This window comes from Planococcus sp. CPCC 101016, assembly GCF_007859295.1.
Classification (GTDB): Bacteria; Bacillota; Bacilli; order Bacillales_A; family Planococcaceae; genus Planococcus.
The window spans coordinates 1,518,645-1,534,649 of the sequence record NZ_VOHB01000002.1 but is presented as its reverse complement, the minus strand read 5'-3'; the positions used below and the strand labels follow the sequence as shown (position 1 = coordinate 1,534,649).

Below are 16,005 nucleotides of genomic sequence, written 5' to 3'. Positions count from 1 at the left end.
TTTTGAAAAACTGATGTTCCATGCAGAATCCACATCATCTATTAAAATTTATCGCCTTTATCTCCATGCCGCTCCAGCAATTCTGCAAATGACAAGTTCTTTTCGCGTTCTTTACGCTCAAACAGGCGCTGGGCTTCTTTTTCTTCTTCGAGCTTTTGCTCTTCTTTCAGTAACTCTTTTTTCGTTTCTTTCAGTTTCGCCAAAATGTCTTCAGACAAAACACTAGTGGACTCTTCTTTTCTTTTAGCCATAACTTCTCTCTCCTTAAGGACGTTTGATTACTGTTGCTATCCCCTGTCCACCGCCGATACATAAAGTCGCCAGACCCGTCTTGGCATCACGTTTGATCATTTCATGCAGCAAAGTGACAAAAATGCGCGTTCCGCTTGCACCAATCGGGTGGCCAATTGCAATTGCTCCGCCGTTGACATTAAGTATATCATGATTGAATTTCAGTTCGCGGTCAACCGCAATTGATTGCGCAGCAAACGCTTCATTCGCTTCAATCAACTCAATATCTTCAAGTGACATATCAGCTTTTTTTAATGCATTTTTTACTGCTTCTACAGGGCCAATGCCCATGACAGCCGGATCAACGCCTGCACTGCCGTTTGCCACTACCGTTGCCAGCGGTGTAAGGCCAAGCTCGTCCGCTTTTGCTTTCGACATGACCACCACTGCTGCTGCCCCATCATTGATGCCTGAAGCATTTCCGGCAGTTACGCTGCCTTCTTTTTTGAAAGCTGGACGCAGCTTTCCTAACCGTTCTTCATTTGAATCACTCTTGACATATTCATCTGCTTTGAAGAGCATCGGATCCCCTTTGCGCTGAGGAATTTCCACCGGTACGATTTCATCATTGAATCTGCCGGAATCGACTGCTGCTGTTGCACGCGCTTGTGAACGTGCAGCAAATTTATCCTGTTCTTCACGGGTAATCTCGTAACGGTCACATAAGTTTTCCGCTGTGACACCCATATGATAATCATTGAATGCACACATCAATCCATCCACCAGCATACTGTCGACAACTTTCTGATCGCCCATACGGAAACCACTGCGAGCATTTTCCATCAAATAAGGCGCTCGGCTCATATTCTCCATACCTCCTGCTACAACAATATCCGCATCTCCAGCGTAAATCGCCTGATAAGCCAACTGTATGGATTTTAATCCAGACCCACAAACTTTGTTGATAGTCATTGCTGGAACGGTTTCCGGAAGACCTGCATGTATTGATGCTTGACGCGCCGGATTTTGACCAAGACCGGCCTGAAGTACATTCCCCATAATGACTTCAGACACCTGATCGCTTTGTATCCCAGCACGTTCAATTGCCTCTTTAATGACGATTGCCCCTAATTGTGTTGCCGGCACATCTTTTAATGCTCCTTGGAACGAACCTACCGCTGTACGGACAGCGCTTACAATTACAATTTCTTGAGACATGTACTTTTCCCCCTTGAGTGATTGTCTGTTAGTTGCTCTTTTATCCCTCCCCTATATACAATGGAAAGCAGGGGGGATACTATGTTCAGTTTACCAAACAATGCAACGATAATCGAGGTGGGGCCACGGGATGGCCTGCAAAATGAATCAAAACTTGTGAAGACAGAAAACAAACTTGAATTTATAGCAGCATTACAGGAAGCCGGAATACAGGAAATGGAATTAACTTCGTTCGTGTCACCAAAATGGGTGCCTCAAATGGCCGATGCCAAAGAAATAGTCGCTTCCGCACACAAATCCGGCCGGCAATTTGTCCTGACACCGAATGAACGCGGCATTAAAGCCGCCCGTGAATCTGGTGCGCAGTCTCTTGCGGTCTTTGTCGGTGTTTCCAATACTTTCAATAAGAAAAACATCAACAAGACAACTGAGGAGAGTATGGAAGCTCTGAAGCCTCTGATCCTTGATTTGAAAGAACAAGGCGTTTTCGTACGCGCCTGCATCTCCACTGCATTTTATTGCCCATTCGAAGGTGCTGTATCACCAGAAGCCACTTTAGAGCTTTGCCGTCAGTTTGTAGAATGGGGAGTCGACGAGTTGAGTGTAGCCGATACAATCGGTATGGCGAATCCGAAGGAAAGCTACGATTTATTCAGTGATTTAATTGAAGCCTTTCCGGAGGTATTAATGACTGCACATTTTCATGATACCCGCCGAATGGCATTAGCCAATATTACAGCAGCGCTGCAAGCCGGGGTGACACGCTTTGACGCTTCTGCAGGGGGTCTTGGAGGCTGCCCGTTCGCTCCTGGCGCTACCGGAAACGTAGCAACAGAGGACGTCGTCAATATGCTTCACCAAATGGATGTTCAGACAGGAATTGATTTAGATCTCCTATGCCAGGCGATCAAAAAAATTGAACCACATGTCACCAATCCGGTTGTTACCGGTATGTACACTTTATACAAAACCAAGGCTTAAGGGGTTGAAGCCATGAAGAAAAGACTGATATGGACATCCGCTATTATTTCAAGCGTGCTGACGGCATCAGCTACAGTCGCAGGGTTTATAGCCAGCAATCGGCTGATGTACGTAAAGAAAAAAGATGAACAGCTGATTCTGGAAAGGGAAACTACCGCAAAACGCTATGATGAAGTTTGGTACGCCAATGTACCGAAGAGCGAACAGTGGATCGAATCTGAAAATGGCTACCCGATTAAAGCTATTTTTCTTGAACCTCACGACACGAATCGTTATGTCATCATCTGCCACGGTGTCACTGAAACCAAAGTCAATTCATTTAAGTTTGCGCGGATGTTCGAGCGGATGGGCTTTAATTCGGTCGTCTATGATCACCGGCGCCACGGAGATTCCGGAGGAAAAACAACCAGTTTCGGCCATTTCGAAAAAATCGACTTGAAAGCCGTAGTCCAAGCATTAAAGCAACATGTCGGAGGAGACCTATTTTACGGCATTCACGGTGAATCGATGGGAGCCGCTACAACGCTTCTTTACGCAGGAATGGAAGACACCGCAGATTTCTATATTTCTGATTGTGCCTATTCCGATATTTATGAACAGATTGTCCATGTCATGAAAACCACGACACCGCTGCGTACTACCTTGGCTCTGCGCCTTGCCAGTCTTTTTATGAAAATACGCGATGGGTACTCTATCTCTACTGTGTCACCCAGAGAATCCGTTCAAAATATTCAAAAACCCGTGCTTTTTATCCACAGCATTCATGACGATTTTGTTTTGCCTAAAATGAGCGAAGAGCTACACGCATTAAAGCAAGGTCCAAAAGAGTTGAAGCTTTTTGAAGAAGGCTCTCATGCGCAGTCTTTCAATAAGAATCCAGATGAGTATGAAAAGACAGTGGCCGAGTTTCTGATGAAATATGAACTGTTGACACCCAAGCAGCAAGAAACGCATCAAAACTCTGTGGAGGTTGTCCCGACTCGTATAAAATAAGAAAAAGCACTCCGCTGAGTGCTTTTTCTTATGGATTTTTCTTTCTGTTTAAGATGAGCTTCATGCCCGCCTGTCCTTCTGCTCCGATAAACAATTCAGTGATGGGGCCGCTTTTTACAATACCGGTGACATGAAGTTCGATGGTATCCAAATTATAATCAGTCATGTCCTTTACTAAATCTTGTATCTTGTCCAGCGACACAGGAAACGCCTTTTTTAAATCAGTGCTTTCCAAATGAAACTTCCCAGCTTCCTTTTCATCTTCCTCAATGACCGGTAAATAGAAGATCAGTTCATCCTTATCTGCCATCTAGATTCCTCCTCCATATTCTGTCTATAGGTTGGAACTCTCTAAAGGAAACATCGTTTTGCCATCGCTTTATTGCATTAAAGATTTTAAACTTTTACATAATGGCCTTCAACAGGTTCTTACTGGCATCATACCCGTTATTCATGGGTTTATTGCTAAAAAAGCAAAATAAAAAAAGCACTCCGCAGAGTACTTTTTATTTTTTAGCTGGTTTGCCAGGTTTAGTTGACGCTTTATTCATTTGAGACATCATTTGATTGATTTTTTTCTGAGACGGCTTTTGTCCCATTTGCATCATCATGATTCGCAGCATTTCTTCATTGATCGGTGGGTTATCTTGCAAATATTTCATCATATATCGACGTGCGATAAAGAATCCAAGTGCAACACCTGCGAGTAAAGCCACGATAACGATTACGATCCAAATCCATGTATCCATTCTTGTTACCTCCTTCGTGTTGCGTAAATAAGTAGTGCACCACAATGGATTATACTATAAAAAAGGAATTGTGACCATAAGGAGGAAAATAATAAAAAGAAACTTCACGCTATAGGTTTTCTTCTGCCGGATATTCCTTAAAATATAAAAAATGGAGGCAGTGAATGCCTCCATTTTTATTTTATTTTTCGTTTATTAAGTTTTTTACTTTGTTTGCTACATTTTCAGCTGTGAAGCCGAACTCTTCCATGATACGGTCGCCTGGTGCACTTGCCCCAAAGCGGTCGATTGCAAGAATGTCGCCTTCATCACCTGTGTAACGATCCCACCCAAATGAAGTACCCACTTCAATAGCAAGACGTTTCTTGACAGATTTCGGAATTACAGATTGCTTGTATTCCTTATCTTGTTTTTCAAAACGATCCCAAGACGGCATAGAAACTACAGATACCTCAATGCCTTCTTCAGCCAATTGTTTCTGTGCAGCTACAGCTAAGCTGACTTCAGAGCCAGTCGCCAGCAATAGAGCCTGCGGGTTCTCAGCAGGTGATACGACGTAAGCTCCTTTTTCAACGCCTGTTTCAGCAAGTTCTGCGCTGTTTTCCAGGATTGGCAGGTCTTGACGCGAAAGGACCAATAAGGTCGGTGTCGTTTTAGATGTTAGAGCCAAACGCCATGCCGCTTTCGTTTCATTAGCATCAGCCGGACGGACAACGCTCAAGTTCGGCATTGCACGTAGAGAAGCCAGATGCTCAACCGGTTCATGAGTCGGACCATCTTCTCCAACCGCTACGCTGTCATGTGTGAAGACATATGTTACAGGAAGCCCCATCAGAGCTGCCAAACGGATGGCTGGACGGACATAGTCACTGAAGACGAAGAAAGTTCCGCCGAAGACATGTAGGCCACCGTGAAGTGCCATACCATTCATAGCAGCGCCCATTGCGAATTCGCGGACACCGAACCAGATATTGCGGCCTTCAGGATGTTCAGCATCAAAATCGCCTGCGCCTTTAATATTTGTTTTGTTGGATCCAGCAAGGTCAGCACTACCGCCGAAGAATGAAGGAACCGTTTTAGCGATTGCATTAATCATCTCGCCAGAAGAAGAACGAGTTGCCTGTTTTTTACCGAATTCATGAGTCGGAAATTCTGCATCAAAGTTTTCAGGAAGATCTCCGCGAATCGCCATCTGCAATTGTTCAGCCAATTCCGGATGTGCTGATTCGTACTGGGAATACAGTTCATTCCATTCTGCTTCTGCTTTTGCACCAAGCTCTTCAGTTGCTTGTTCAAACGTTTCATAAACTTCGTCCGGCACATGGAAATCTTTATCGAATGTCCACTCGTAATATTCTTTAACCAATTTCATTTCATCTTCGCCAAGCGGCGCGCCATGTGCATCCGCTTTACCGGATTTATTTGGAGCTCCGTAGCCGATAACCGTTTTAACTTCGATCAATGTCGGCTTGTCAGAAGATGCTTTTGCTTGTGCGATTTTCTCAGACAAATCTTCCAGCTCATTGCCGTCGTCTACGCGCAAGTAATTCCAGCCATATGATTCAAAACGCTTTTGGACATTCTCAGAGAAACTTTTGCCAAGTGGCCCATCTAATGAGATATCATTGCTGTCATACAAAACAACTAATTTGTTCAATTGCAAATGGCCGGCAAGGGAAATCGCTTCTCCAGCAACGCCTTCCATCAAATCGCCATCGCCGCATAAAGAGAACGTGTGGTGATCGATGATGTTCATACCATCTTTATTATATGTAGCCGCTAAATGACGTTCAGCCATAGCCATACCGACTGCCATGCCGATACCTTGTCCTAGCGGTCCAGTAGTCGCTTCAACGCCTGTAGTGTGGCCGTACTCTGGATGTCCTGGTGTTTTTGAATCCCATTGACGGAAGTTTTTGATTTCATCCATTTCTAAACCGTAGCCACTCAAATGAAGCAAGCTGTATAGAAGCATGGAACCATGTCCTGCTGATAACACAAAGCGGTCACGGTTAAACCAATCCGGGTTTTTCGGGTTGTGGTTCATGTGTTTGGTCCACAAGGTATAAGCCATTGGAGCTGCCCCCATCGGCAATCCTGGATGGCCAGAATTTGCTTTTTCGATTGCATCGATGGAAAGTGTACGAATTGTAGTCACTGCAAGTTGATCTGCGTGGGTTGACATAGTAACATCCTCTCTCAAACAAATAGTTAATCCCTTTCTAGTTTAGTCAACAATAGAAAAGAATACAATAAAAAAGAGAATAAGTATTTAATTCAAATACTTATTCTCTCGGATATTTTTGACCTTATCAGGAGTTACATCATTCCCATTTGGGTCAATTACTGTTACATTTTCGATTGTCCCACGCATCGTTTTACGGAAAGTCTGCAGATATTCCTGCCGCAAAAGGGATTGCTCTTTCGCCTCTTCCTTTGACAGACCTGCTGTTTTCGACTTGCGTGATAGTTCATTGATTCGATTTAATTTATCTGGTGATAACATTTACATCCACCTTTCTACCATTCATATGGTACAAAAAATATAAGGTTTCTGCAATGTTTTAGTCTTTCATTAATTTTTCATACTCTTTATATCTGCGGTGAACTGTTGCTTTGCTCGCCTGATAGCCAAATCCCTGCAACGTTACAGCGATTTCACTGAAAGTCAGGCCATTCGTCTTCAAGCTGACAATCTGATCGATAGGAAGGTCCAGCCTTTCACGGCCATCTGGGTTGCCTTTTCCTTTTAAGTTTTTTTCTGGTTTGTAGCCATTTTCCACAGCGCGTTTCATGCCGCGTTTAATTTTGGCATTATGTATTTTGCGCTGATACTCTTCTACAATGGCTAGGATCTCGAGTACCATGTCATCCATATCATTTAATGCAATTGGACCCCGGTCCGATAAGGTGTACACGTCGACACCATACTTTTTCATCACATGCAACAGCGCTATCCTAGCGTGCCCTCTGCCTAACCGCGTTTCATCCTGGATAAACACAGCATCAACTTGCTCAGTCTTAATACTGTTCAGCATTTCCAACAGTCCCTCACGGTCCATTTCATAGCCGCTGTGCTGATCGGAAAAAACAGCGTCGACTTTATAGGATTGTTCAAACGCAAACTTCATCAGTTCTTCTTCCTGTCTCTCAAGGGAAGATTCCTGCGTATCTTTGGTCGTGCTGACACGGCAATAAATTAATGCATTTTTCTTCATTCAGAATCACCTGCAAATTTAGTGGTCTCATCAGGAGCAAATTTCAAATGATCACTGGGAATCTTCAGGGATTGTCCAGCGATAATTTTTGAAGTTGAAAGATTGTTTTCCTTCATAATATTTTCTATCCATTCATGATGAGGAGTTGTGCCGCTGAATGATTCAGCTAAAGTCCAAAGTGTGTCGCCTTCTTCTATTTCAACTTGGCTCATTTGTGCACTGTTTGTATTATGGGACAGAATCGCATAAAAAGTAAACACCATAATTAAAGCAAAAAACAAGATTAGGTATGAATTTTTTCGGATGATCGTCAAATGAATCGCCTCCTAAGAATAAGTGTCCGGAATGTATGTTCTCATAATAAGGCGAACAAGTGTTTTTGTCAAGAATAAAATTCGAACCTATGTTTGCATTTCATTGCCCGAGTTGGTATACTATTGGTAGAAATCAAGTAGAATTACTCAAATGAGGTGAAACTGTTGAAAAAAGTGTCCAAACGCCAAGAAGATATACTGACATTCATAAAAGAAGAAGTCCGCCTGAAAGGCTACCCACCATCCGTACGCGAAATCGGAGAGGCAGTTGGTCTGGCATCCAGTTCCACTGTACATGGCCATTTAGCACGCCTTGAAAGCAAAGGCTTAATTCGCCGAGATCCTACAAAACCAAGAGCCATTGAAGTTATCAGCACTGAAGAAGCGCTTATCGATAAAAGTCCAGTATTGCACGTACCGTTGATTGGTAAAGTAACTGCCGGTATGCCAATAACGGCAATTGAGAACGTTGAAGAATATTTCCCCCTTCCACAAAGCTATGGCACAGAAGACGATCATATCTTCATGCTGGAGATTATGGGTGAAAGTATGATTGAAGCCGGTATATTAAATGGTGATTATGTAATTGTGAAACAGCAGCAAACTGCTAATAATGGAGACATTGTGGTTGCTATGACTGCCGAAGACGAAGCAACGGTTAAACGTTTTTTCCGGGAAGAAAATTACTTCCGCCTGCAGCCTGAAAACTCATCAATGGATCCAATCATTGTTGACCAAGTATCGATTCTTGGAAAAGTCGTTGGAGTTTATCGCCAAATCCATTAAGCAAAAACACCGGGGAAAATTCTCCCCGGTGTTTTTTTTGTAAAAATTACAGCTTATTCATTTTTAATACAGCTGAATGCCAGTATCACCGGGATTCTTTTTCTCCTAACGAATTCTTTTTCATCATCAAAGTATTGCGGCTTTGGCATGCCTTCTTGAAGGCCTGTCACCGAAAACCCTGCTTTCGTCAGTGCTGAGAAATAGCTTTCGATGGTCCGGTGATGCTTGACTACTATTTTATCAATCCAGGGTTCCTGCCGTTCGCCTTCTTCAAAGTATTCATCCACAAGCCAATTGCTTCTTTTATCACCCGCTTGTTTACTTGCAAAAGAGGATGTAGTCAGCGGGTGCTGCACACTGAAAACAAATTTCCCTCCAACTTTTAAGCTGTTGCGGACATTACGTAACAATTGATCGATTTCCGGAAGATAATGGATAGCCATTCGGGACGTCACAATATCATATTCTTCTACAGGAAAATCAAATGCTTCCATCGAAGACACAGTGATTAAGGCTTCAAGACCCGCTAAATTTGCTGATGCCAGTTTGCTCATTTGCTCAGATCCTTCCACTCCGTGGTAAAAGAGCACACCTGACTCTATAAGTTCTTTTCCAAACAATGCATCTCCACATCCCAAATCCAATATGCGCTGGTTTTGCAAGGCTCCCAGCAAGTCGTATATCACCGGCTTCTCGATGCTATTATTCGGACTCTCCGCCCGGTTTCTTCTTTTCAAGAAGTTCGCCAAAAAGTCTTTTTCTTCATACGCGCTTGCACCTTCAAATTTCATGAAATCCCTCCACAGTCAGATTGGTCGCTTAAAAAAAGCCTTAAAAAAAGGGCTGCGCAAGCAGCACCTCCAGTACAGCATACTGAGAAGAAATCTTCTACAATTCGCTGACTTTAATATATTTAACTAAATTGATTGTAATGCGAAAAATATTGCCTGTTTCCATATCAGCAATTTCATAAGTACCATTGGAAGGAATTTTGCTCAATGCCGATTCCTTGTCCACGGCCTGGACGTTGTGGATAATCGTATTTCCCTGATCAAAATTAAATTCTATTCGAAATGATTTCATGCAATGGCCTCCTTCAATCTATTTGCTTTGTCTTCGAGAATCAGTCTACCATACCTTAAGTATTATTGCTGTTTGTACATTTCCTTATAGATGATCACTTTAAGAGCCAGCAGTTCTTCTTCATTTAAATCCTCTTCCAGTTTTTTTATTACTTCTTCAGCCGACATCGTGCCATCTTCTACTCCCGATTTCATTTTTGCTAAATCTGTAATTCCGACCTTTTTGATCACTGTACCCGCAGCGTCACCCGTCGTTTGAAATGGCAAAGCCTGGCTTTCCTCTTCTGCCACTCTGGCTTCTTCTATGTACTCAAGCATTTGAGGATCATTTTCTACATACTCCACCACTTTTTCCATTTGGCCATTGCTCCGCAATTTTTCAGTTGCCTCTGCGACCAAACGATCCGTCGACAAATCCGGCCCTACAATATATACACCAATTCCAGCAAATGAAAAAAAGATCAAGAAAATGATAATTGACATTAGAAAGCGCATCGCCATTCCCCCCCGTTTTTAGATTATTATAACAGTAGACGGATAAAAGTGTATAAAGTTACCAATAAAAAGAAAGAACCTTGATAATTGTTCTTTGCAGAACAACTCAAGGCTCTCTCTTTTAAGTAAGCATATTCTTTAATTCATCATCGTTTCCGCTGCTCAGCAATCCACCAGTCGATGTGATCTAAATTAAAAATCACAATATCCTGATAGGCCTTGCGGTGCGGAATCTTTCTTTTCGACATTAAATCTGTAATCTGCTCTGCAGCCAGTGGATAATCTACTGATTCCAAATAATCGACCAGATTTGAAAGTCCTTGAATTTTCCTCAATTTAATCCCCTCCCACAAAATCCTCCTTTTGTTTAATACAAAGGAAAATTCAGTATGAGTTATTAAATTTCTTGGCTGCACTTAATTATAACCTTAAAAAGTTGGCTGTAAACCATTTCCTGCAGATAATTTTTATCCTCAATGCTGATATTTATCATCGTAAGTTTTGCATTTAAGACCAACGATTCAGTCTTCTACATAACCTAAGAAGTTCACACTTTTTTTATAAGTAATATCGCCATACCAAAAACAAACACCTCCTAAGAGATGTTTTAATACTTTACCATTTCTTTTGAAAAAATCAGAACTGCCTATCCCTTATCTTCATATTAAATGGGCATATACGAAATAATCTTTTACCTATTTTTACCGCTTACTGTAATAATGAGGCGGCTTTAAACTTCTGCCCCTTCAATATAAATGTAATTCTTTCTGGCACCTGCTTTGTTTTACTAGATTAAGTAAGGAAAAGCAGCTTTGCTTTATGTATACTGGAGAAATTAGGAATAATAAATTGTAATTGATTTAAAAATAAAGAATGGGGATTGAAATGAAAAAAAGCATCTTTTTTTACGAAATGGGTATGGCTTGTTTAATCATTACATCGCTATTCCTGGCTTTTTCTGATTACAGACAGCAATTCCTACTGTTTGATTGGATGATCTGGGGAATATTTGTAATTGATTTCATGACAAGATTAATATTATCAAAAAATAAATGGGCATATATCAAATCACACCCGCTGGAATTAATCGCCATCCTTCCTTTGGATTCCATTTTTAGAGCCGCCAGATTTGCGCGCTTCTTTCGGGTTATCCGTCTATTAGGAATTGGATCCCGGTATACCAAGCCGGTTTACCAGGTTCTTCGCACCAATGGCCTTGATAAACTATTGGTTGTTACTACCGTGCTTTTGTTCTTGGTACCCATCCCAATTATTATGGTGGAGCCGGATATTAACACCTTTTCAGATGCCCTTTGGTGGGCAGTTGTTACAACGACAACAGTCGGATATGGGGACATTTCTCCCGCGACTCCTATAGGCCGTTTTTTAGCTGTATTATTAATGATTATCGGAATAGGAATTATCGGTACGTTTACTAGCTCTATTTCAGCTTATTTCACAAGCAAAAAAGAGCCGACGCAACAGGAATTAGTAATTACCGTGATTGAAGCAATCAATAAAATGGAAACCATTTCTACAGCCGATCAAGAAGTGATACAGAATTATCTTGATCGAAAGAATCAATAACTACAGATCCTATCGATTCTTTGCATAGAAGCCGAAAAAAACCGTTGAAGCTAAAAAGCTCCAACGGTTTTTCAGTTGTCTTAATACATTTTCAAGTATTGCTCGCGCTCCCACGGGTGTACGCTTGTGCGGAACATGTCCCACTCAATTTCTTTCGCTTCGACGAAGTTATTCAAGATGTGTTCGCCCAATGCTTCAGTCATGACTTTATCATTCTGCAATTCCTCAAGAGCTGAATACAAAGTACCTGGCAGGTCTTCAATGCCGACTGCTTCGCGCTCTCTTTTGTTCATTGCATAGATGTTGCGGTCAACTGCATTTGGTGGAGTCAATTTTCTCTTGATTCCGTCAAGACCTGCTCCTAAAAGAACAGCCATTGCTAAGTATGGATTAGCTGCTGGATCGACTGAACGCACTTCAACACGTGTAGACAAGCCGCGTGATGCCGGAATACGGATCAATGGGCTACGGTTTTGGCCTGACCAGGCGATGTAACAAGGTGCTTCGTAACCTGGCACTAGACGTTTGTACGAGTTTACAAGCGGGTTTGTTACAGCAGTAAAGCCTTTAGCATGTTCAATGATACCAGCTATGAATTGGTAAGCTGTCTCACTCAATTTCAAATCGCCGTCTTCATCAAGGAATGTATTGCGGTCTCCATCAAACAAGGAAACATTCATATGCATTCCTGAACCGTTGACACCGAATAGTGGTTTCGGCATGAATGTTGCATGAAGACCGTGTTTACGGGCAATTGTTTTAACAACCAATTTAAAGGTTTGGATATCGTCACATGCTTTAATCGCATCTGCGTATTTGAAGTCGATTTCGTGTTGCCCTGGTGCTACCTCGTGGTGAGAAGCTTCGATTTCAAAGCCCATTTCCTCCAGCTCAAGAACGATGTCGCGTCGGCAGTTTTCGCCAAGATCCATCGGTGCCAAGTCAAAGTAACCGCCGTGGTCATTCAATTCAAGAGATGGTTCGCCTCTTTCATCAAGTTTGAACAAGAAGAATTCCGGTTCTGGCCCAAGATTAAAATGAGTGAAACCGAGCTCTTCCATTTCTTTCAATATACGTTTTAAGTTTGCACGTGGATCTCCAGCGAACGGTGTGCCGTCCGGGCTGTAAATATCACAAATCAAACGGGCTACTTTTCCTTTTCCTGTGATCCAAGGGAATACTACCCACGTATCAAGGTCTGGGAATAAATACATATCAGATTCTTCGATGCGCACAAATCCATCGATAGATGATCCATCAAACATCATTTTGTTATCGAGTGCTTTGTCCAATTGGGATGTCGGTATTTCAACGTTTTTAATGACCCCAAGAATGTCGGTAAATTGCAGACGGATGAAATTAACGTCCTCTTCTTTTACTAATCGTTGAATGTCTTCTTTTGAATACTTGCCCATGTTCTCTTCACTCTCCTATGAATGTTGTATGTAAGCCCATCTCAATTAAAGAAACGGGATAAACCACCTTGTCTAAAGCCGCCCTTTTCTAATGGCCGGGCTTGGTGCTTCAATTCTTCATGAAGCAGTTTTCGCAGTTCGGCATCGCTCAAGTTTTTTGGCTCTGCCTTTTCGTTTTGAGGAGTCTCTCTTAAATCGTATATTTTCTTGATGCCGGCGATATTAAGCCCTTGATCCAGATAATCCTTGATTTCAAGCAAAGTATCGACGTCATTTAACGAAAACATGCGTTTGTTGCCTTCTGTGCGGGCAGGGCTAATCAACTTGTGCTCTTCATAATAACGGATTTGTCTCGCTGTCAATTCCGTAAGCTGCATAACTATGCTGATTGGAAGAAGCGGCATCGTCCGTCGCACCCGGTTCGTCATAAGATTCACCCATTTCAAATAATTACTACTTTCACAGCATAAACCATGTCAGATAATTTGTCAAACAGATGTTATGTTTTCTGACATAAAAATTTCCCGTATCATATAAATACGGGAAATTGTATTTAAATTAAGTTTACTTTTTTTAAAGCATCTACTGAGTTCAATACTGCAATTTTTACATGTTCATATGTGAGGCCACCCTGCACAAATGCTGTGTACGGCGGACGAATCGGGCCATCAGCTGTCAGCTCGATACTGGAGCCTTGCACAAATGTCCCTGCTGCCATAATAACATCGTCTTCGTAACCTGGCATATACGCAGGTTCTGGAGCAAATTGTGCATTCACTGGCGAACTCGCCTGAATGGTTTGGCAAAAAGCGATCATTTGCTCTGCTGTCTGAAAAGACACGGATTGAATCAAATCGGTCCGCTTGTCACTCCAATGAGGCGTTGTCTTCATTCCAGCCTGCTCCAATAAAGCAGAAGTGAAAATCGCCCCTTTTAATGCTTGGGAGACAATATGCGGAGCCATGAAAAATCCCTGGTACATATCAGGCAGCGCATTAAGCGAAGCTCCTGCCTCTCCTCCTATACCCGGTGAAGTCATGCGATAACCGCATTTTTCGATTAAATCCTTTCTTCCGGCAATATAGCCACCGATTTTGGCCAGTCCACCGCCTGGATTTTTAATCAGGGAGCCTGCAATCAAATCGGCTCCAACTTCAATCGGCTCCTGTTTTTCCACAAATTCGCCATAGCAATTATCAACAAAAACAATTGCTTCCGGCTTCAGGCGGCGAATATACGCAATCATTTCTCCGATTTCTTCTATCGTAAAGGAAGGGCGTGTATCATAGCCTCTTGACCGTTGAATGGCAATCACTTTCGTCTTGCCACTGATTGCTTTTTCAACTGCTGTCCAGCTGATTTTATTCTCCTTATCCAAATCCACGTGCTGATAGCTGATGCCGAAGTCTTTCAGCGATCCCGTGTCTTTTTCGCCGCCAGTGACGATGGAATCCAAGGTATCGTATGGTTTGCCTGTCAGATACAGCAATTCATCTCCCGGCCGTAAGACGCCAAATAAGGAAATGGTGATGGCATGGGTTCCTGAAATGATCTGTGGTCGGACAAGAGCTGCTTCGGCTTTGAATACATCGGCATAAACACGCTCAAGGGTGTCCCGTCCTTCATCGTCGTACCCATAGCCGGTCGAAGGATTAAAATGGTGGTCACTGACGCGCTGGCTATGGAAAGCCTCTAAAACTTTTTTCTGATTTACATAGGCAGTTTCATCAGCCATTTGAAGCTGCTGTTGTATTATTTCTTCTATTGTTCTAATCATTGTAAACATGTAATTCTCCATTCTCTTGAACTTCTCTTTCTATTATGCGGCATGACTTGAAATAGCGTCAAATTCTGATACAATTCATAGAGTTGTATGTTAAGGGGGAATAGGGCTATGGCTTGGGAAGTATTAAGCGCCATCGGCACGATTGCTTTTGCAGTGTCTGGAGCTATTGTCGCCATGGAAGAAGAATATGATATTTTCGGCGTTTATCTTCTCGGTGTCGTCACGGCCTTTGGCGGTGGTGCCATCCGAAATTTATTAATTGGCGTGCCCGTTTCGGCGCTATGGGAACAGGAATTCATGTTGCAGCTTGCTCTCATCTCGATTACAGTCGTTTTCCTATTTCCACATAAATTGCTTGGCCACTGGAATCGCTGGGGCTATTTCTTTGACGCCATCGGGTTATCGGCATTCGCTGTTCAAGGTGCCATCTACGCTGTTGAACTTGAATTGCCGCTCTTTGCAGTCGTTGTCGCAGCTGTATTAACAGGTTCAGGCGGAGGAATCGTCCGTGATTTGTTGGCCGGTCGAAAACCGCTTGTGTTAAAATCCGAAATTTATGCGGTTTGGGCGGCCTTAGCCGGATTATTTATCAGTTTCGGTTTGGCCGGCTCTGATCTGATGCTTTATTCACTATTCGTCCTAATCACCATTTTACGAATTTTGTCCTACACCTTTAAATGGCGCTTGCCGGCACGCACCATCCAAATATCATAAAAACAGACCACCCAGACAAAAATTGGGTGGTCTGTTTTATTGCGCTTCATTAAGCGATTGTTTCACCGTTCCACGCCATCATGCCGCCTTCTACATTGACGGTGTCAATATTGTTTGATTCTAAAATACTACAAGCCATCTCGCTCCGGCGTCCTGCCCGGCAGACCATATAGTATTCTTTTCCAGCCTCTAGTTCTCCTGCCCGTTCTTCTACTTCCCCAAGAGGAATGTGCTGGGCACCTGGAATCATTCCTACAGCTACTTCGTCCAATTCACGGACGTCGATGATGTTTAATTCTTCTCCAGCTTCCACTCGTTGTTGCAACTCATCTGCTGTGATTGTTTTCATGGTTACGCCTCCTGAATTTAAATCCTATACATGTCAAAATGCTATACTCCCGGAAGCCCACTGTCAATAAAGAAGCATGAAAAAACC

General features: G+C 42.7%; 21 protein-coding genes. 5 read left to right on the top strand and 16 right to left on the bottom strand.

The window, feature by feature from the left end; genetic code table 11:
- Positions 1-41: 41 nt before the first annotated feature.
- Complete coding sequence (locus FQV26_RS07115; protein WP_146556729.1) at positions 42-251, bottom strand: DUF3886 domain-containing protein; 210 nt, start codon at positions 249-251, stop codon at positions 42-44.
- A 13-nt stretch (positions 252-264) separates the two neighbouring features.
- On the bottom strand, positions 265-1,449 hold the full coding sequence (locus FQV26_RS07110) for an acetyl-CoA C-acetyltransferase (RefSeq protein WP_146556726.1): 1,185 nt from the start codon (positions 1,447-1,449) through the stop codon (positions 265-267).
- Between the two features lie 81 nt (positions 1,450-1,530).
- Between FQV26_RS07110 and FQV26_RS07105 the strand changes: the two genes are divergently transcribed.
- Positions 1,531-2,430, top strand: coding sequence for a hydroxymethylglutaryl-CoA lyase (locus FQV26_RS07105; protein WP_146556724.1), 900 nt, complete (start codon positions 1,531-1,533; stop codon positions 2,428-2,430).
- 12 nt (positions 2,431-2,442) lie between these two features.
- The gene (locus FQV26_RS07100) at positions 2,443-3,423 is read left to right on the top strand and encodes an alpha/beta hydrolase (protein ID WP_146556722.1); all 981 of its coding nucleotides are present in this window, start codon (positions 2,443-2,445) and stop codon (positions 3,421-3,423) included.
- Between the two features lie 28 nt (positions 3,424-3,451).
- Here FQV26_RS07100 and FQV26_RS07095 read toward each other — a convergent pair whose 3' ends face one another.
- The 6 genes from FQV26_RS07095 to yneA all read right to left on the bottom strand — a co-directional run bounded on the left by FQV26_RS07095 (position 3,452) and on the right by yneA (position 7,704).
- Positions 3,452-3,733, bottom strand: a complete 282-nt coding sequence (locus tag FQV26_RS07095) for a hypothetical protein (RefSeq protein ID WP_146556720.1) — start codon at positions 3,731-3,733, stop codon at positions 3,452-3,454.
- Positions 3,734-3,929: 196 nt separating this feature from the next.
- Positions 3,930-4,172 carry a YneF family protein gene (locus FQV26_RS07090; protein ID WP_058384996.1) on the bottom strand — a complete coding sequence of 81 codons (243 nt, stop codon included), beginning with the start codon at positions 4,170-4,172 and terminating at the stop codon, positions 3,930-3,932.
- Positions 4,173-4,353: 181 nt separating this feature from the next.
- The gene (gene tkt / locus FQV26_RS07085; protein WP_146556718.1) at positions 4,354-6,357 is read right to left on the bottom strand and encodes a transketolase; all 2,004 of its coding nucleotides are present in this window, start codon (positions 6,355-6,357) and stop codon (positions 4,354-4,356) included.
- 87 nt (positions 6,358-6,444) lie between these two features.
- A complete protein-coding gene (locus FQV26_RS07080) occupies positions 6,445-6,678 on the bottom strand; it encodes a DUF896 domain-containing protein (RefSeq protein WP_146556717.1) in 234 nt (77 codons plus the stop codon).
- A 58-nt stretch (positions 6,679-6,736) separates the two neighbouring features.
- Positions 6,737-7,390, bottom strand: coding sequence for a YneB family resolvase-like protein (locus tag FQV26_RS07075; protein ID WP_146556715.1), 654 nt, complete (start codon positions 7,388-7,390; stop codon positions 6,737-6,739).
- Positions 7,387-7,704: a cell division suppressor protein YneA gene (gene yneA, locus FQV26_RS07070; RefSeq protein WP_146556713.1), complete on the bottom strand. Its 318-nt coding sequence runs from the start codon at positions 7,702-7,704 to the stop codon at positions 7,387-7,389. The genes FQV26_RS07075 and yneA overlap by 4 nt, the downstream gene beginning before the upstream one ends.
- A 165-nt stretch (positions 7,705-7,869) precedes the next feature.
- Here yneA and lexA point away from each other — a divergent pair, with 165 nt between their 5' ends.
- Positions 7,870-8,490, top strand: coding sequence for a transcriptional repressor LexA (gene lexA / locus FQV26_RS07065; RefSeq protein ID WP_146556711.1), 621 nt, complete (start codon positions 7,870-7,872; stop codon positions 8,488-8,490).
- A gap of 53 nt (positions 8,491-8,543) precedes the next feature.
- Here the strand turns inward: lexA and FQV26_RS07060 are convergent, their stop codons facing one another.
- The 4 genes from FQV26_RS07060 to FQV26_RS07045 all read right to left on the bottom strand — a co-directional run bounded on the left by FQV26_RS07060 (position 8,544) and on the right by FQV26_RS07045 (position 10,402).
- Entirely contained in the window at positions 8,544-9,281 is a 738-nt protein-coding gene (locus FQV26_RS07060) for a class I SAM-dependent methyltransferase (RefSeq protein WP_146556709.1), read from the bottom strand.
- A gap of 97 nt (positions 9,282-9,378) precedes the next feature.
- Complete coding sequence (locus FQV26_RS07055) at positions 9,379-9,573, bottom strand: hypothetical protein (protein ID WP_146556707.1); 195 nt, start codon at positions 9,571-9,573, stop codon at positions 9,379-9,381.
- A gap of 62 nt (positions 9,574-9,635) precedes the next feature.
- Positions 9,636-10,067: a hypothetical protein gene (locus FQV26_RS07050; protein WP_146556705.1), complete on the bottom strand. Its 432-nt coding sequence runs from the start codon at positions 10,065-10,067 to the stop codon at positions 9,636-9,638.
- A 146-nt stretch (positions 10,068-10,213) separates the two neighbouring features.
- Positions 10,214-10,402: a hypothetical protein gene (locus FQV26_RS07045; protein WP_146556703.1), complete on the bottom strand. Its 189-nt coding sequence runs from the start codon at positions 10,400-10,402 to the stop codon at positions 10,214-10,216.
- 550 nt (positions 10,403-10,952) lie between these two features.
- Between FQV26_RS07045 and FQV26_RS07040 the strand changes: the two genes are divergently transcribed.
- Positions 10,953-11,654 (top strand): potassium channel family protein, encoded by a 702-nt coding sequence (locus tag FQV26_RS07040; protein WP_146556701.1) that lies wholly within the window; start codon positions 10,953-10,955, stop codon positions 11,652-11,654.
- An 80-nt stretch (positions 11,655-11,734) separates the two neighbouring features.
- On the opposite strand, the gene glnA is transcribed toward FQV26_RS07040, so the two are convergent.
- The 3 genes from glnA to FQV26_RS07025 all read right to left on the bottom strand — a co-directional run bounded on the left by glnA (position 11,735) and on the right by FQV26_RS07025 (position 14,855).
- Positions 11,735-13,069 (bottom strand): type I glutamate--ammonia ligase, encoded by a 1,335-nt coding sequence (gene glnA / locus FQV26_RS07035; RefSeq protein WP_146556700.1) that lies wholly within the window; start codon positions 13,067-13,069, stop codon positions 11,735-11,737.
- A gap of 41 nt (positions 13,070-13,110) precedes the next feature.
- Positions 13,111-13,497 (bottom strand): MerR family transcriptional regulator, encoded by a 387-nt coding sequence (locus tag FQV26_RS07030; protein WP_146556698.1) that lies wholly within the window; start codon positions 13,495-13,497, stop codon positions 13,111-13,113.
- A gap of 125 nt (positions 13,498-13,622) precedes the next feature.
- A complete protein-coding gene (locus FQV26_RS07025) occupies positions 13,623-14,855 on the bottom strand; it encodes a methionine gamma-lyase family protein (RefSeq protein ID WP_186759654.1) in 1,233 nt (410 codons plus the stop codon).
- 108 nt (positions 14,856-14,963) lie between these two features.
- Here FQV26_RS07025 and FQV26_RS07020 point away from each other — a divergent pair, with 108 nt between their 5' ends.
- Entirely contained in the window at positions 14,964-15,569 is a 606-nt protein-coding gene (locus FQV26_RS07020) for a trimeric intracellular cation channel family protein (RefSeq protein WP_146556694.1), read from the top strand.
- Positions 15,570-15,618: 49 nt separating this feature from the next.
- Here the strand turns inward: FQV26_RS07020 and FQV26_RS07015 are convergent, their stop codons facing one another.
- Complete coding sequence (locus FQV26_RS07015) at positions 15,619-15,918, bottom strand: rhodanese-like domain-containing protein (protein ID WP_146556692.1); 300 nt, start codon at positions 15,916-15,918, stop codon at positions 15,619-15,621.
- Between the last annotated feature and the right edge of the window lie 87 nt (positions 15,919-16,005).

What these genes read in the sequence shown, in the direction of transcription:
- FQV26_RS07115 (WP_146556729.1), bottom strand. Translation starts at nt 251, where the DNA reads ATGGCTAAAAGAAAAGAAGAGTCCACTAGTGTTTTGTCTGAAGACATT.
- FQV26_RS07110 (WP_146556726.1), bottom strand. Translation starts at nt 1,449, where the DNA reads ATGTCTCAAGAAATTGTAATTGTAAGCGCTGTCCGTACAGCGGTAGGT.
- FQV26_RS07105 (WP_146556724.1), top strand. Translation starts at nt 1,531, where the DNA reads ATGTTCAGTTTACCAAACAATGCAACGATAATCGAGGTGGGGCCACGG.
- FQV26_RS07100 (WP_146556722.1), top strand. Translation starts at nt 2,443, where the DNA reads ATGAAGAAAAGACTGATATGGACATCCGCTATTATTTCAAGCGTGCTG.
- FQV26_RS07095 (WP_146556720.1), bottom strand. Translation starts at nt 3,733, where the DNA reads ATGGCAGATAAGGATGAACTGATCTTCTATTTACCGGTCATTGAGGAA.
- FQV26_RS07090 (WP_058384996.1), bottom strand. Translation starts at nt 4,172, where the DNA reads ATGGATACATGGATTTGGATCGTAATCGTTATCGTGGCTTTACTCGCA.
- tkt (WP_146556718.1), bottom strand. Translation starts at nt 6,357, where the DNA reads ATGTCAACCCACGCAGATCAACTTGCAGTGACTACAATTCGTACACTT.
- FQV26_RS07080 (WP_146556717.1), bottom strand. Translation starts at nt 6,678, where the DNA reads ATGTTATCACCAGATAAATTAAATCGAATCAATGAACTATCACGCAAG.
- FQV26_RS07075 (WP_146556715.1), bottom strand. Translation starts at nt 7,390, where the DNA reads ATGAAGAAAAATGCATTAATTTATTGCCGTGTCAGCACGACCAAAGAT.
- FQV26_RS07060 (WP_146556709.1), bottom strand. Translation starts at nt 9,281, where the DNA reads ATGAAATTTGAAGGTGCAAGCGCGTATGAAGAAAAAGACTTTTTGGCG.
- FQV26_RS07055 (WP_146556707.1), bottom strand. Translation starts at nt 9,573, where the DNA reads ATGAAATCATTTCGAATAGAATTTAATTTTGATCAGGGAAATACGATT.
- FQV26_RS07050 (WP_146556705.1), bottom strand. Translation starts at nt 10,067, where the DNA reads ATGCGCTTTCTAATGTCAATTATCATTTTCTTGATCTTTTTTTCATTT.
- FQV26_RS07040 (WP_146556701.1), top strand. Translation starts at nt 10,953, where the DNA reads ATGAAAAAAAGCATCTTTTTTTACGAAATGGGTATGGCTTGTTTAATC.
- glnA (WP_146556700.1), bottom strand. Translation starts at nt 13,069, where the DNA reads ATGGGCAAGTATTCAAAAGAAGACATTCAACGATTAGTAAAAGAAGAG.
- FQV26_RS07030 (WP_146556698.1), bottom strand. Translation starts at nt 13,497, where the DNA reads ATGACGAACCGGGTGCGACGGACGATGCCGCTTCTTCCAATCAGCATA.
- FQV26_RS07025 (WP_186759654.1), bottom strand. Translation starts at nt 14,855, where the DNA reads ATGTTTACAATGATTAGAACAATAGAAGAAATAATACAACAGCAGCTT.
- FQV26_RS07020 (WP_146556694.1), top strand. Translation starts at nt 14,964, where the DNA reads ATGGCTTGGGAAGTATTAAGCGCCATCGGCACGATTGCTTTTGCAGTG.
- FQV26_RS07015 (WP_146556692.1), bottom strand. Translation starts at nt 15,918, where the DNA reads ATGAAAACAATCACAGCAGATGAGTTGCAACAACGAGTGGAAGCTGGA.